A 16042-nucleotide genomic window follows, 5' to 3' on the forward strand; every position below is an offset into this window, starting at 1 on the left:
AACCATGTCATTGGCACACTTTAATTGTAATTGTTTTAGCGTTTTTCAAAAATATTAAATAAACCGTTTTCATGTACTTTTTTCCGGAACATTTATCTCTAATTGTTTTAAAAAAACCTCTAATGATATAATGAACAAATATTATATCTTGGAGGCAAAAATATGTATCGAATTTTAATTGTAGATGACGAAAAAGATGAACGAAACGTCATTCGTTTTCTTCTATCTAAATACCGTTTTCAACTTGATATAATTGAAGCAAACAATGGAAAAGAGGCTCTTATTCAGTTAGGAAAACAACCTATAAATATTTTATTTACAGATATTAAAATGCCTTTTATAGATGGGATTGAGTTAGCTACAAAAGCAAGAGAACTTTATCCTACTATTCAAACGATCTTTTTTAGTGGTCATGATGATTTTAACTTTATAAAAAAAGCTCTTTCATTAAGAGCTGTTGATTATATTTTGAAACCAGTAAAACCTGATGAATTTCAACAAACACTTTGTTCAGTCATCCAAAATATCAAAACTCAGGAGAAAGAACGAGCACAAATAGAAACAAATAATGAGCTTCTTAAAACCCATATTCTCTATCGTCTTATAAATAGGACTCCTTTGGAAAAGCTTAAAAATGAATACCCTTCCATAAATTTCGCCTATTTAAGTGAATATTCTCAAATGATTTTAATACAGTTTGATGAACCTTTTTTCGATCGACTTCCTAAGGAAAAAGACACTCTTTTCTTTTACCAACAAATCGAGAAAGCTATACCAAACTTTTCTTGCGACTTTTTAAATCTTAATCCTTTTCAGATTATATTATTAATAAAGAAAAATCGGGATAACTCATTAAACACTCAACAGATCGCAACAAAAATACAAAAAAAAATCCATTTAGAGTATCGTATAAACTGTTTTATATCAATCAGTAATGAACTCTCAGCTCCATATGAAATGCCTGGATTATACGAGGAGATGGAAAAATATATAGAGGACCGCTTTTTCTATTCTGACATCTATGTATATCCAAAAGAAGCAACATCAATCGAAAGTAAAAAATATCCCGAAACAGATGATGACCTACTGCATGCCATACAAAATGCCATTAAATTTGCAGATATCGCTAGTTTTAGACAAAATATGAATTTTTTGTTCGAAAAGTACCGTTCAAATTTAGATATATCCCATATATATGTGCGTTTTTTATTTTCAAAGCTATTACAAATGCTTTGTCATGATCTACCCTTATACGATAAAAGAACAATTAATAAAACAATGGAAGCTATATATTCTTGTCATCATTTTTCTAATATAGAAGAAATTTTGATTCCGATTCAAAATGAAATCACCAACAGATTACATCAAGAAAAAAAATCTCCAAAACATGTTATCCAAATCGTAAAACAATATATACACGAACATTATCAAGAAGACCTAAGCTTGAATTTATTGTCTGAACAAGTGTACTTATCACCTGGATATTTAAGTGAAATATTCATTCAAGAAACAGGTTACGGACTCAATAAATATATTAAAAATCTAAGGATGGAAATAGCAAAAGATCTACTCCATAGTACGAATATGAAAGTGAATGATATATGTCATCTTGTAGGCTATCAAAATCTTTCATACTTCGTTCGTAGTTTTCGTGAACATTTCGGAGCAAGTCCAGAAAAATACCGTCAAATGGATCGAAACATGAAAGAGAATTCTTAATATGCTCAAAATAAAAGTCTGGTTCGAGAACTTAAAATTCAGAAATAAAATTTTATTTATCTGTTTACTAGCAAGTCTACTCCCAGTCATTACATTGGGAAGCTTTTGGTATAATCAAATTCAACATTTATTCATTACACGCGAAAATGAAGTGTTAGATGAATCTCTTAATCAGGCAATCTCCAGTCTTGATTATAAAGTAAATTCTTACTTTGATGCTATGAATCATATAGTTTGGAATGAAGATGTAAAAAGAGGAGTTACATCTAATTATGACAATAACTATGAAATGTTTTTATTCTATCACTATACACTAGATCCTCTATTAAATACTTCAAAATTTCTACAAACGGACATCAATAGAATTACGATATATAGTAATAATAAAATGCATTCACACGGTGAGAGCCTTCGTCCCTTATCAAATATTGAACAATACAGTTGGTTTGAAAGTATTACGAAAGCGACCACACCCAAATTAATAGTATCTGCTAAAAAGGAGACATTCGAGGTTGCTAGCCAATTATTTGATCGTCATCATAATACGACTAATATTGTTTACATGGATATCGATTATGGAAATGTGTTTGAATCAATGTCCAACTTATATGAAAACAACTACGGATTAATTATTCTTGATGAAAATGATCTGCCTGTGTTCCAAATAAATAAATTTTCACAAAAGAATATCTCTTTTGCGCTAACAGAAAACGAATTGCTAAAACGATTAAGCGAATATTCCTTAGAAGAACAGTACATATATAAGAAAGCTGAACTTACACCCTATAACTGGACAGCATATCTATATCGTCCGAAAGGTACAGTCTCTGCCTCTTCTTATGAACTTGAACTCACATTTTTCATCGTCGTACTTTCTTCAATTGTAATCTTGTTTCTATCAATCTATTTTCTATCAAAAGTGGTAGTCCGGCCGTTAATCATGCTATCAAAAAATATGGAACAGATTGAAAAAGGGGAATTGGTCGTAACTGTAACCAACACTGCCTCTGACGAAATCGGTAACTTAATTCAAAAATTTGGAAATATGGTTCATAAATTACAAACCATGATTAATGAAGTATACAAAAGTAAAATCGCTCGTCAAGAATATGAGATGAAAGCATTACAAGCCCAAATTAACCCTCATTTTTTCTATAACAGTCTGTCTCTGATCAACAGCAAGGCAATTATGGCCGATCAAGAGGATATTAGTCAAATGGCTCAATACCTTTCATCATTTTACCGTACGACGTTGAATCAAGGAAAAAGTATCATCTCTGTCAAAGATGAACTCGAAAATACAACTTCTTATATTCAAATTCAACGAATGATGCATTCCTATTCATTTGAAATTCATTGCGAAGTAGAGAAGGATATCCTTGATTACACGATGATTAATCTTCTTTTACAGCCGTTAGTAGAAAATGCCATCAATCATGGGATTGACCACAAAGAAACGCCCGGTAAAGGGGTTTTAATGATATCAGGCAAACAAAATGAGGATAACTTGATTTTCACAGTATCTGATAATGGTTGTGGAATAGACCCTGAGAAGCTAAAAACAATTTTAACCAACAAAACAAAAGGATATGGAGTACGGAATGTCCACCACCGCGTACAACTTTCTTACGGTCAAAAGTTTGGTTTAGCTTATCAGAGCAAAATAAATGTAGGAACAACAGTAATCCTCACCATTCCTAAAAGACGGTAAGAACTATTGATTAGATGCCTTACGATATTTTTTCAGCTTGTAAAAAGGACCTCTCACTTTTGTTTAGTGTGACCCGTAAAATGAGATAAAACATCTCCTGAATCGTTTATTAGATATCTAATCGATTTTGGAGGTGTTTTTCCTTCTGAACACAAGAGTCAACAACGCTAGAACGCTAGCTATTGTGATGATTGTGGAAAAGAAATGCATTTCCCACTGAATGTAAGCTGATGTTCAATTAATATTTTCCCCTCTTTTAACGAAAGTTCCAAAGCCATTGGTCCACTCATTTTCAAACACACAATCCCCGTATCAATTGCAATTAAACTTAATACAGTGATGAAACTTCTATTTATTCTTGTTTATAAATTTTTCTAGTTAAGTGAGATTCAAATCGAAAGAAAGGAAATCTCACTAGAGATACCTATTCCTTTCCTTAAATAACTTTTTATCGCTTTTTTCACAAAAAAACGATAAAAATTATTGGATACTCCAAATTTCACTCGTGTTAGGAAACATATTATTTTACAAGAGGCCGATTATTTTTAGCGAATCTATCACTCTTTTTCCATGCAAATAAGCCCAAAAGTCCTTTTCTATTTATAAAATTGAAAGTTTCTTTTCCCGTTCTTTTTAGCTTGATAAAGTGCAATATCAGCATGACGTAACAAAGTTTCTATATCTTCTCCATCATGGTAAACAAATACTCCCAGTATTACGAAAAGGTGTGCAATTGTTATAGTAAATAAATTCGTGATAGTAAAAAAGATGATCATAGCGTTAATATCAGTCCATTTGCGACAGTCACTTGCTTCAATCTCATCTTACTTAACTCCTTCGGTTCCTTTACTTCCCTCCACTCTCTCAAAGTCTTTACTTAAACATGCCTGTTTTAACCTTTTTGACTTTAGAAGATACCTGATATCAGAAGAATTATCGTATGAAAGCTGAATATGAAAATAGTTAATATATTCAAGTATCGCAAATAGGTAAATAAATCCTGAAATAGTCAATCCACCTATGGGCAGTGAAGGATACCATTTAAGAAAGTCGATTACGAACATAAAAGGCGGGACAATTATTAAGCCAATATTCCACTTCTGTCCTTTTTTTAATCGCTGAACCATTCGTATTGGCGTTACAGATGTCTTTTCACTTTTTAATCGTCTCCATTTTGAATACCAATAGATACTTCCTTGCACTAAAAGAAGCTCCAAAAGAAAAAATGAAAGCCAAAAAGAAGCAAGTAAGTATAATTGTAATTGTGGATAAGCCTTATTAACCAAAAAACTGACAATAATAAAGCTGACAACCGCCATTGATTCACCTGTATATAAATAGGAAAGCCTCTTCTCTACATGCTTTCTCAACTCTGATCTCCTCTCATCAATAAATAATCTACCTCATAGTTTGGCTAAACTCACTTTATACTTGTTCCTTTTTCTCATTTGCAACGATAGCAAAAATGCATCCTCACAAAGAAATGCACTTTTAGCAATACAAGAAAATTAATCTATTTATCTCAATTTTGATTTAAGGTAAGTTTTTATTTCCTCAACATCATCTAACTCTTTTTTTGGAAGTATGTATGCACTTACTGAGCTGTTATAAAGATAGATGTTATATTTATCCTCACTTAAAGATTGAATACCCGACCAAGTTACTTTTGTTTCACCATTAGAAGTCGAATCAACTATCCCCTCTTCTGACAAAATCATATGATGTTCACCTAATAAGCCATCGTTCTTTCCCTCTTTTATCATTTTCTTCGTATTTCGGATAACGTAAGAATAGAAATATCTTGGATAGAAAATCATCCACAGAATACCCACTACTAAAAATGTAATAAATAATCCAAGAATAGACATGTTCCCGACTTTTGAAAGGATAAAAGATGCCAAGATAAAGAGGATAGGCGTTAAGAATCTTTGCATATTCAATGCTCTTTTAACCGTTTTTGAATTTTTAACGTGAAACATATTAAAGTTTAAATAATCTTCTTCTGTTAAGCTGTATCTTATATCCATTGATATCTCCTTATTAAATTACTATGTAGATTTAAGAATATGTGTATAACCTGTGGATTTCTTTCTTATTGTTAAAAAGAACGAGGAAGGGTAAGACATACAGACCTTCCTCGTTCATCATGATGATTATTTATGTACATTTTATTCAAAAGCGATTTATCGAAATCGATGGTTCACTCTGTTCTAGTTGCCAGTTACCTTATAATATGTAGGGCTTGATGTTTTTTTCTCACACTTTCATCCACAATTTCTATTTTAACTGTGGATGAATGGTTAAGAAATTTAATTTTAACATGTAGGATTTCTATTTTTTATCTACAAAATCATTTCACTGTCCCCGTCCCATCAACATTCTTTCCAAAGTTATCAAGCAATGCACGCACTTCATCTGTTGATTTCGTGTTCATCAGTTGATTTCTTAATTCACCAGCTCCAGGGAATCCTTTGACATAAATTTTGAAAAAGCGATGAAGCCCTGTGATTGAACGTGGCAGTACTTTAGCATATTGATCTTGAAGATCAAGCTGCAGTCTTAAAAGATCAAGGTATTCTTTACTGCTATGCTCTTTTGGCTCTTTTTCAAAAGCAAACGGATTTTTAAAAATACCTCGTCCGATCATAACACCATCAATACCATATTGGTCAGCAAGCTGCAGCCCAGTTTGACGGTCAGGAATGTCTCCATTAATTGTTAGTAGTGTATTTGGTGCAATACGGTCACGTAATTTTTTGATTTCAGGAATTAGCTCCCAATGCGCATCGACTTGGCTCATTTCCTTTCTTGTACGTAAATGAATAGAAAGATTCGCAATATCCTGTTTTAAAATATGAGTTAGCCACTCCTCCCACTCATTTACATCATTATTGCCAAGTCGTGTTTTCACGCTGACAGGCAGTCCGCCCACTTTTGCTGCTTGAATTAGTTCTGCCGCAACGTCTGGACGTAGAATAAGGCCACTACCTTTCCCTCTCGATGCCACATTCGGTACAGGGCAGCCCATATTAATATCGATACCTTTAAATCCTAGCTCTGCCATGCCAATACTCATTTGACGGAAATATTCGGGATTATCCCCCCAAATATGTGCCACCATTGGCTGTTCATCTTCTGTAAAAGTCAAACGTCCACGCACACTTTTCTTGCCCTCTGGATGACAATAGCTATCCGAGTTTGTAAACTCTGTGAAAAATACATCCGGTCGACCGGCTTCACTTACTACGTGACGAAAAACAACATCTGTCACATCTTCCATTGGTGCAAGTACAAAAAATGGTCGTGGTAAATCACGCCAAAAATTATCTATCATTTCAAACTCAAATCCTCTCTCACTATGGATACAACTTCTAACTCTCGGTAAAAAAATATAAAGCCAAATGTTCCACTTCTATTACACTTATATTTAATACCTTATTATCAAACAACACAAGTACACTTGGACATTTATAATTTTTGAAATAACGATTATGAAAATCCGTAATGTTTATTTTAACGAAAATCGGTCCTGAATGGTACTTTTATAAATAAAAAAGCAGATGGTAAATCACATACGCAATAACCCCCGATGGAATCACATAGCATCGGGGGTTATTGTTTTAACAAATCAGTGCCTTCATTATTTTATTAAACTAGACATTAAGTTTTGAACGTTGTGGAGTTGGGTGCCTTACCTCCAGTACGGTGACGCTTTAATTTACTGGGGGTCAGGCACACTGGCCTTAATCCTTTAACTTATTAAGATAGATTTCATGGTTCTGTGGCAATTGTTAATAGATTTAAAAAATGCAAATAATACATAAGTCATATACTGTAATTTGTTTCTTATTTTACCAGTAAGTATTATAATTACATTTGTCTGTTTGTGTTCTCATGGATAACTTTATAGTAGTTTTTTTCAAAGTATTCTAAAAAATGTTCTCTAGATTTGTTTGTTGAAATTGACGAGTTTGAATAGCGGGTTATAGATACAGATAGTTAAAACGGGTAAACATACTATTTCAAAAGGTGATGTGTGATGAGTATATGTAATTTTTTTGCAACAAATGATAGACTGCCTGTAACGAATGATAATGAAATAAAATCGTTTAACGACTTACTAAATAGTGGATATACCGAAAATGAAATATATAAGCTATTTGATGGTATTATAAAAAACTTGTCTATAGATAAAAACGAAAAAATATTTGTATTAGATAATAGCGACGAGGAAAGATCCCTAGTTATTAATGAAGAAACCGAAAATGATTTCATCAAATATTACTCACAAAAAAGCAACGTTTATATAATAGAAAATAGTAATAGTAAATCATTAGTCTCTAATATAATAAGCTTCTTAAAAGACAGCAATGTTCCTTATAAGGAAATAGAGTTATGGCATACATGGGAAGGTAAATACGAAAAAGAGGATCTGGAATTTACTAAAATCAATATTAATAAATTGACTGTGAAAGTTTTAGAAGATTTTTTTGATGATTATACGTATCTAAATCCAAAATTAATGCTTATATATAGGGATTAAAATGAAAAAAGCTCTTTTTTTTTACCTACAATTTTAGGCATAATTATCATTCTATTTAATTACAATTATCTTAACTTTAAAATCAAAGAATTTATTGTTCTTAATGATATGACCGATAAATACGAAGTTAAAAATTGGTTTCATCATTCCTTTAATGAAAATGGAGATAATGGAAACGTAGTTAAAATAGGGGTAATTGATGGAGAAATAGACACCAACCATGAAGATCTAAAACAGACAGCGATATATAAAAAAAGATTTGTGTCTACCGTACAGGAAAATGATATTATTCATGGTACATCTGTTTCTGGTGTAATCGTGGGAAATAATAATAAGTTTGGAATCCGCGGTCTTTCAACTAATAATGTAGAAATATACAATGCTGTAGTGATGAGTAACGGCATCGTTTCTCAAAAAGATGTTGTATCAGGAATCTATTATTGTATAGATAACAACGTTGATCTTATTAATATAAGTATAGAGTTTATTACCTATAAAGACGAATTAAAGAAAGCTTTAAAAGAGGCATCGGCAAATAATATTATTGTTTTAATGGCAAACGGAAATGGAATCTTCAGATCTTCCAATAAAGAAGCTGATTTATTGGCTATTAATAATGTTTATTTGGTTGGGGCTTTGAACTTAAAGAGTAAAAAATCAAAGTTCAACCTAGAAAGTAGAATTCCAAATGTGTATTTCCCAGGTGAAAAAATAATATCGACAAGTAATAACAATTCATACGACATATTTAATGGCACTTCGTATTCAACAGCAATAGCGACAGGTTTTCTATCAAACTATATCAAAGAGAATGGTAAAGGAATAGACAAACAAGATATTATAAAAATGGTACAGAATGTATTAAATAAATATGGGGAGGAACATATAAATGAAGAAGAATAGTTTAATTTATATCTTGGTTTTCAGCTTGTTTATCGGAATTACTACAAATTTTAGTCCTGCTTCTGCGAATGAAGTAAATTTAGAAAGTGATATAGAAAAACAATTAGAGAGTCAACTAGAAGAAATTGATCCTAAAAATTCAGAAATTGAAGACTTAAACATAGATGTAACTTCAGGAAAAGTAGAATTAACTGCTGTGTCTGATGATACAGAGATAAATGTAAGTATAGATACGGATATTACAAATCTGGCAACAACAGAAAATAGTATTCTAATTACTGAATCAAACGGTGATGAAAGTAAGGAGTATTCTTTATTCTTTGGTACAAAGGAAGATAAAGCTAAAATGGATTCAGCTTTATCTGAGGATGAGGAGTTATTAAATAAATTAGAAGAACAAATTATCCCAGAAGAAGAAGTACAAATTGACCCGAGTGAATTATTGATTACAGGTGATGTTACAGATGAAAACAGTGACGATTTTATAGAAGATGAGTTTAAACTCCAAAGTGAAATATTATTAGCCGAATCTAAAAATGTCATAACGACTGAAGAAGGATTAGCTAATTCTCCAATCGTTATAACGGATAATGCAACTGGGGAGACTCAAGAACTATCATTATCAGATGGTATCGGTTCGTTCGTTTTTGCTATACCTCCTGGGATTATACTCGGAACGGCGTTGATCAGCCATTTAATCGCTGCGGGTACAGCAATTATAATTAGTGGTGTAATAGGACTTACTTTAGATTATGTTGCTAAAAATTCGAAAGTAAGAGATAAAAAGTATAACCATTATGGCGTTACTAAGAAAAACAACAAATTTATTGTTACAACTGGCGGTCTATCATATAAGAAGGCGGTTGCTAGATTGACAGCAAGTGCTGATATTTGGTCAGTAACGCAAAATTTAGCACTCAAAGCTTCTAAAGGATCTAGCCCAATCGGAAAGTCTACAAGTGTTGAGTTACATGGAAAAAGGGGATCTGGTTATTTCAATCATTACCACCCAGCTATAAAGAAAGTGAATGGAAAATATAAATATAGAGGTAGTCATTCACTTTTCGGAAGCCCTGTATAATAAAATAAAAAAAAGATAGTCGTATAAATATAATCAATCTATTGATGACAGTCCCTTACTCACGAAGTGAAAAGTAGGGGCTGTTCACAATGAGTGGAGTGTATGCGGCAACACAGAGATGTTGTTGGTGGGTTTATTAATCTTTAGCTGGGTATGTTTCTACTCTCTTCGTAATTCTCTTACAAGCTAAACATTTTTCTTTAGTCGAGTTGAACACCGATTTAAAATGGTTCACGCGCATCTTCTAATACGCAATCAAAACGACGTAAAACCTCTGCGGTTGACCAGATGAAACTTACTTTATCTTGAAAAGCAACCATGGTTAGTGTCCCCTTAAATGATCATGCAATTTATCTACTTAAAAAAAGACAAAGCAAAAAAAGGTGCCTGATCCCCGATCTATCCGTACTGGGGTTAGGCACACTCACTGATTTAGACTTCTTAAAATTTACCTTTTTCAATAATAAAAAAACGTTTGATATATTCAGAACCATTTTTCTCACTGAGCATAGCAAATGTCTCCAGGCATTACTACACTTGTTAAAACCAATTGCGACATATTAATCCAATATTTTCTGAGTAAACAACATGACCGCTAATTGTAAAACGTTTTAGTCTATCAAGGCGGTTTTTTTAAGAATCGTTCTAATATTCAAGTCCCGCAATCCCGAAGCCCCCAGGTCCAGAATGAGTAGAAATCATAGCACCTGCTTGAATCCACTTTACATTTTCAAAACCTGTTCGATTTGCGATTTCATTCATCTGCTGCTTGATACTTTCACTGAGTCCGATTGAGTATATAAAATAAAGCTGTTCTTTATCAATATCATATTGATTTAAATAATCTCGCATGAGTTTTTCCGCGACTACACTCATTTGCCCACGGTATTTTTTAGTTGAAACAAGATTTCCTTCTATTAATTCAATGCATGGCTTTATTTTTAATAATGCCCCTCCGAGATAAGCCATATTACCTACACGTCCACCTGCCCTTAAAAATTCTAAGCTGCCGGGAACGAAAGCCAGTCTTGATTTAGGAACCTTTGATTTTATTTTTTCTATGAATTGAACAGGTTCAATTTCAGGTTCTTTTTCTAGCAAAGTAACAGCATACATCACGATTGCAGTTAATCCACCTGTAACATTCAAAGCATCGATTAGGAAAAGATCCTTAAATTCTTCTGCTGCAATTAACGCATTTTGAAAGGAAGAAGATGCTTTTGACGTATAGCCAATGTGAATAATGATGCTATCAGGAAAATCTTTTTTAATTCGCGTAAAAAAATCCTGATATTCATAAACATTAGTGGCCGTTGTAGATGGTATCTTTTTTGTGCGATCATGATAGTCATAAATTTCTGTTACGGATAGATCACCATCTAAATGGTCTTGTCCATCCATGATGACGTGCATCGGTACCACTTGAATAGCATGTTTGTCAGCTAAATCTTTTGGTACATCCGCTCCACTCTCAGTCGATAAAATAATTCTACTCAATTATACATCCCTCCAACTAACACAGCCACCTTAATCCTATCGGTGCATAGTTATTATGATTTACTCCAACTATACACTAAAAGAGAACATCATTCGTTAAATATTCAGAAAATTATGTATGACCCCGGCATATAAAAGCACCTAAGTCTGAGGGTCAGGCACACTCATTCAAAGGGGTGATGAGATAAATGTGTGGTTATCTTTCCATCCATGAGGCGGCATTCCAACTCTTGTGTCGTTTATTTACTTCATCGAGATGAAACAAGGCTTGATCGTAAAGGCTTCCAGCTACTTTGAGGGAAAACCCTTATAAATCGAAAAACTCTAGATAGAAAGTATGAAAGGAGGACACTGCTCAAGAATACGTGTTTTTCTTTTATTCACCGGTGAACATATGCATAATTAATTGTTCACTTAAATGTGTAATTCAATACGTCATTACTACGTTTTGAAAACAATTCTTGTCAAGACCCTGATTTTCTCATTTACACACCTGTTTATAAATTACCTTAATATCACCATCAATATTTGCTTGCAAGTTTCTACTATATAAAATCAGGCTCTCCCATACTATTTTAAAGTTATTTTCGCAACGCACTCCACATGCGTAGAGTGCTATGTGTAGACAAACCATAGCAAATTTCCTTGAGCAGTGGAATTCACCCTTAGTAAGATTTACAACGAGTTTTAGATAAAGTGGTTCATTAAAATTTCCAAATACCTCTTATCATTTGAGTTTTCAACTCTTTCTTTTAGTACCTCAATCACATGATGTTTCATATGTTTATTACCAGCGATATTACCAAGTAATTTTTCATTATAATTTTTTAGCCACGATGGTATAAACTTTTTGTAATCAAAATTCTCCGGGTCTACAAAAAAGTCATACTGATCATCCATTCCAATAAACTTTTCCATTTTTGAATTATTTATTTCCTCAAGAAAATACCAGATACCAAAGGTACTCATATAGTCGTTAGAAGAAAAAGTTTGTATTCCCTTGTCCTTCTCAACAATATAATCTATCTTTCGTGTCTCCAGATATTCAATAATTAATTCTTCATGCTCCGGAGTGAAATCATCAATTAAGCCTATTCTAATTCCATTCATTAAATCATTTATATTTTCAACTTTTTTAAAACTAAATAGATGACTTTTTGCATTAGTGGAAAGTAAGCGAAATAATTTAAACAAAAAATCAATTTGTTTTTGCTTATCTTGTGTTAAACATAAAGTGATTTCTGATAGTCTTTTTGAAATAAAATTCTTCTCAAAATGCTTAATTAAAGCACCATAGTCCCTGGAATATAAACCATTTGATGATACCTCTGAATGATTTTGATCAATATGTTTTTCTGCCTGTAACACTAGAAAATCATCAATAATTGAAATTATTGACTCGGGTAATCCATTACATTTAGTTAATCTCTCTAACCATATATAGCGTTTTCCTATATCCAAATCTCTCTCAGGAAAATAAAACAACAACGCTTTCACTATTTTCCCAAGTCCCTCTTCAGATAGTTTTACATATTTAGCAAAATAGAGTGCTGCCTTTGCTTCCGAAATAAACTGAGTATAAAAAATGACGTTCATTCCATTAGCAGAAAATTGCTTAGTAATTTCTTCTGCTATACCAACTAAGTATTCTTCGATTTTTTCCTGTTCACCAAACCTAATTTTATCAATTGAGCAACTTCTCTCAAGGTTCTTTATGTCATCAATTTTAAAGTTTCTCGATATATTAACAAAATCGTAATAATCAATAAAAAAACCTGTTTTTCTTCCCCCAAAAGAGAATCCAAATTCATCTATATCCCTCGTTCGCTCATATTCAGCCTTTTCAATTAGTAGGCTCATTGAGTTTCGCATATATTGATGAAATTCATGAAAAGAAACAGACCATAAGCAATTTTCATATAAAAACCGTAAATTATCATAAAGCCGAAGAAGAACAACAATATCAGATGACATTCCAAAAGAATAAGACCCTTTACTTATTTCAGAACGCACTTTATTAGTCAACTCAAAAAGTTTTACAGTATCATCATATAAAAACTGATTATCACTTAAAAACTCAAGTATCTTATATTTCTTTTGAAACTCAAATGGCATACCGCTAAATAAATCATCAATAATAAAATTTGTCATTTCCCTTTCGATCCTAGCAAGAAATTCATCAGTAAATGGTTTATAATGCCTTCCAAATGTTAATAAACCAAGACTATTGAACTGTGTTACAGCTTGTGTTATAGATTGAAAAATCCTATATCTATTTATTTGTGATAGATAATGTACACACCAATTTGATTCATCTATAGAATTTAAGATGATATTTGAATAAAGGTTATAGGATTCTTCCCACCTACCTAGACACGCAAGAAAAAATGCTTTTTTATAATCATCCTCAATATTTACCGATTGTTCTTCAATAAATTTCCTCATTTCATCATATTTGCCGTGATATGCCAAACTATTAATCTCTATCGAGGTATTCAGAGTACCTGCATCTTTCACCATACAGATAACTCCATTCTTCTCAAAGAAATTAGAAAGAGCATTAAACCTTTCACATTGTTTTTTGGAAAGTTTACTTCTCTCATCGCAGCTCTCTCTTAATTCAAAAAAACGCTCCATATAACCAAAGCCCTTATTCTTAAGCCGAACAACAGTACCATTGACTTCAAAGTGATAATCGTATTCAAAGACATGTTTGAGATCAATTTTACGAATATACTGAAGGGCAAATAATGGGCTTATTTTTCCGTATATATAATCAATTACTTCGTCGTCTTTTGTGATAAATTTATTTTCTTTTGATTCGATAAGAAGATCCATTACTGCTGAATAACGTTCTAAATAATCAGATTCACTACTATCTATCAAACTAGCTGCATCAATTATTCGTAATCCTTTATTTTCGTAATAGATTGAAGTCTCATTTTCAATGGGCGAAGGATCTGTTCTAATAAAAAACGGTTTATGAAAACTGTCCTTTTGTAACTTTCTTACCCAATTTAACAACATATTAATATTATAATCTCCTAAACCATAACCTATGAAAACAATGGTATGCGTTGCAATTATTGTCTTCATGAGATTACTGATAAGAGGATAATTCTGATCATAATTCAGATAGTCATCTTCCTTTAAAACTACATTTCCCCCTTTATAACCCCGTCTAAAATCCCCATGAACCTTTAGTAAATACCTTGATGAAGTGGCATTAGCAACGTCTTCTTCAGCACTTATTACACTAAAATATTTCCCTCTCTTCCAACAAGCAGTATCAATCAGATTATCATAATTAGTTGTAATTACATGTGCTGGGTTCATAGCTAATATCTTGTCATGTATTGGGTTCGTAGGCTTATCTACCTGAAAAAAACCTTTTAGTATACCATCAAATGCCATTTCACCTTTGACATTATAAAATATTTGAGGAATTCGAAGATATTCATCAGAAGAATAGTTTCCTTTCTTTGGACTCCCATAGAGCTCTTCATGATACTTATCTACCAACCTCCACCATTGAGGATAATCTGAAAGTGTTGAAACTCCCGCACCAACAAAAAAGACGAGTTTTCCATTCTTTGAGGATTCTGTGATTTCTTTTATGCATTCAACTACATTATTGTCAAATATGAGAAACACCTCTTTTTATTTTTCTGAATACCTTTTTACTTTCCAAATCCACCTTCACCATCAACAATTCCAGTATCGTGCTACCTTCTATAGTTGAGATGTTTAAATAAGTTACTTGTGCAAACCCATCCTCTATTACTTCCAATAAGTCAATAACAATCTTTTGGTTTAGATAGGTAGTAATAGGTAATACAAATTCTCTCTCAATTTCTTACATTGCATTTCCTACTCATATGGAATAAAAGAATCTCTTTCTTTCTATAATACTATATCTTCATTAAAGTAAAGGGGTTGTGCCTATGGACAAAGACACATTCTTTCAACGAAACCATCTATTCGAATAAAAGAGGTAAACCAACTATTACAAAAATATGACTTGAAGAAAGTATCCGAACTCATCGGTATCCCATACAGCACTTTCACGAAAGAAATGAGAGTTGGTAATTATTTTTATCACCAGTCGGACAAGCAATATTACCCATTCGTGAGGTCAGAAGAAGAACGGTTAAAAGCGGAACAGAAGGATGAAACAGATGAACTATCCTTTATAAAGGAACACTTTGATACTTTAAAAAGTTTGCTTTTAATGTACCACTCAAATAGATTGTTGGTGCTTGATGAAAGGATTTACAGTAAGGAAGCCAAGTATGAAAACAAAAGTGTTAAAATGAACACCGATCTTTATGATGAGTTTAAGAAATTCTGTGAGGAATACTATCCTCAATACAAAATCCAAGATTTGATTTGTCAATCTTTGTTAGATTTGCAAACCAAATATAGACGATAACAAGAAAAGAGCCAAACCATGGCTCTTTTTCTATTGGGTTCAGTTTTGAGATATTCATTTTAAATATAGAGTGTAAAATAACAACAATTTTATCCACTAAGTTGACAATATCAAAGTCCAACCATAGTTAAATAAAGATTGTCTTTTTAAAAAAAT

At 32.4% G+C, this 16042-nt stretch carries 11 protein-coding genes and 1 pseudogene; 6 read left to right on the forward strand and 6 right to left on the reverse strand.

Going from position 1 to position 16042, the window contains the following annotated elements; translation table 11 throughout:
- The first annotated feature begins 162 nt into the window (after positions 1–162).
- Positions 163–1719, forward strand: a complete 1557-nt coding sequence (locus AC6CHR_RS18435; protein WP_498250473.1) for a response regulator transcription factor — start codon at positions 163–165, stop codon at positions 1717–1719.
- 1 nt (position 1720) lies between these two features.
- Entirely contained in the window at positions 1721–3430 is a 1710-nt protein-coding gene (locus AC6CHR_RS18440) for a sensor histidine kinase (RefSeq protein WP_498250474.1), read from the forward strand.
- A 596-nt stretch (positions 3431–4026) separates the two neighbouring features.
- Here AC6CHR_RS18440 and AC6CHR_RS18445 read toward each other — a convergent pair.
- The 4 genes from AC6CHR_RS18445 to AC6CHR_RS18460 form a co-directional block, all read right to left on the reverse strand.
- Positions 4027–4206: a diguanylate cyclase domain-containing protein gene (locus AC6CHR_RS18445; protein ID WP_498250475.1), complete on the reverse strand. Its 180-nt coding sequence runs from the start codon at positions 4204–4206 to the stop codon at positions 4027–4029.
- A 48-nt stretch (positions 4207–4254) separates the two neighbouring features.
- A complete protein-coding gene (locus tag AC6CHR_RS18450; protein WP_498250502.1) occupies positions 4255–4749 on the reverse strand; it encodes a general stress protein in 495 nt (164 codons plus the stop codon).
- 198 nt (positions 4750–4947) lie between these two features.
- A complete protein-coding gene (locus AC6CHR_RS18455) occupies positions 4948–5457 on the reverse strand; it encodes a YcxB family protein (RefSeq protein ID WP_498250476.1) in 510 nt (169 codons plus the stop codon).
- Between the two features lie 323 nt (positions 5458–5780).
- Positions 5781–6764, reverse strand: a complete 984-nt coding sequence (locus AC6CHR_RS18460) for a tRNA dihydrouridine synthase (RefSeq protein ID WP_498250477.1) — start codon at positions 6762–6764, stop codon at positions 5781–5783.
- 705 nt (positions 6765–7469) lie between these two features.
- Between AC6CHR_RS18460 and AC6CHR_RS18465 the strand changes: the two genes are divergently transcribed.
- The 3 genes from AC6CHR_RS18465 to AC6CHR_RS18475 all read left to right on the forward strand — a co-directional run bounded on the left by AC6CHR_RS18465 (position 7470) and on the right by AC6CHR_RS18475 (position 9957).
- Positions 7470–7973, forward strand: a complete 504-nt coding sequence (locus AC6CHR_RS18465) for a hypothetical protein (protein WP_498250478.1) — start codon at positions 7470–7472, stop codon at positions 7971–7973.
- Positions 7974–8081: 108 nt separating this feature from the next.
- Entirely contained in the window at positions 8082–8876 is a 795-nt protein-coding gene (locus AC6CHR_RS18470) for a S8 family peptidase (RefSeq protein WP_498250479.1), read from the forward strand.
- A complete protein-coding gene (locus tag AC6CHR_RS18475) occupies positions 8863–9957 on the forward strand; it encodes a hypothetical protein (RefSeq protein ID WP_498250480.1) in 1095 nt (364 codons plus the stop codon). The genes AC6CHR_RS18470 and AC6CHR_RS18475 overlap by 14 nt, the downstream gene beginning before the upstream one ends.
- 645 nt (positions 9958–10602) lie before the next feature.
- On the opposite strand, the gene AC6CHR_RS18480 is transcribed toward AC6CHR_RS18475, so the two are convergent.
- Both AC6CHR_RS18480 and AC6CHR_RS18485 read right to left on the reverse strand, forming a co-directional pair.
- On the reverse strand, positions 10603–11454 hold the full coding sequence (locus tag AC6CHR_RS18480) for a DegV family protein (RefSeq protein WP_498250481.1): 852 nt from the start codon (positions 11452–11454) through the stop codon (positions 10603–10605).
- A gap of 687 nt (positions 11455–12141) precedes the next feature.
- Positions 12142–15160, reverse strand: a pseudogene (locus AC6CHR_RS18485) (defense-associated sirtuin 2).
- 315 nt (positions 15161–15475) lie between these two features.
- Between AC6CHR_RS18485 and AC6CHR_RS18490 the strand changes: the two are divergent.
- A complete protein-coding gene (locus AC6CHR_RS18490; protein ID WP_498250482.1) occupies positions 15476–15886 on the forward strand; it encodes a hypothetical protein in 411 nt (136 codons plus the stop codon).
- Positions 15887–16042: the final 156 nt, after the last annotated feature.

This window comes from Metabacillus sp. GQ13, from assembly GCF_059758525.1.

What these genes read in the sequence shown, in the direction of transcription:
- AC6CHR_RS18435 (WP_498250473.1), top strand. Translation starts at nt 163, where the DNA reads ATGTATCGAATTTTAATTGTAGATGACGAAAAAGATGAACGAAACGTC.
- AC6CHR_RS18440 (WP_498250474.1), top strand. Translation starts at nt 1,721, where the DNA reads ATGCTCAAAATAAAAGTCTGGTTCGAGAACTTAAAATTCAGAAATAAA.
- AC6CHR_RS18445 (WP_498250475.1), bottom strand. Translation starts at nt 4,206, where the DNA reads ATGATCATCTTTTTTACTATCACGAATTTATTTACTATAACAATTGCA.
- AC6CHR_RS18450 (WP_498250502.1), bottom strand. Translation starts at nt 4,749, where the DNA reads ATGGCGGTTGTCAGCTTTATTATTGTCAGTTTTTTGGTTAATAAGGCT.
- AC6CHR_RS18455 (WP_498250476.1), bottom strand. Translation starts at nt 5,457, where the DNA reads ATGGATATAAGATACAGCTTAACAGAAGAAGATTATTTAAACTTTAAT.
- AC6CHR_RS18460 (WP_498250477.1), bottom strand. Translation starts at nt 6,764, where the DNA reads ATGATAGATAATTTTTGGCGTGATTTACCACGACCATTTTTTGTACTT.
- AC6CHR_RS18465 (WP_498250478.1), top strand. Translation starts at nt 7,470, where the DNA reads ATGAGTATATGTAATTTTTTTGCAACAAATGATAGACTGCCTGTAACG.
- AC6CHR_RS18470 (WP_498250479.1), top strand. Translation starts at nt 8,082, where the DNA reads ATGACCGATAAATACGAAGTTAAAAATTGGTTTCATCATTCCTTTAAT.
- AC6CHR_RS18475 (WP_498250480.1), top strand. Translation starts at nt 8,863, where the DNA reads ATGAAGAAGAATAGTTTAATTTATATCTTGGTTTTCAGCTTGTTTATC.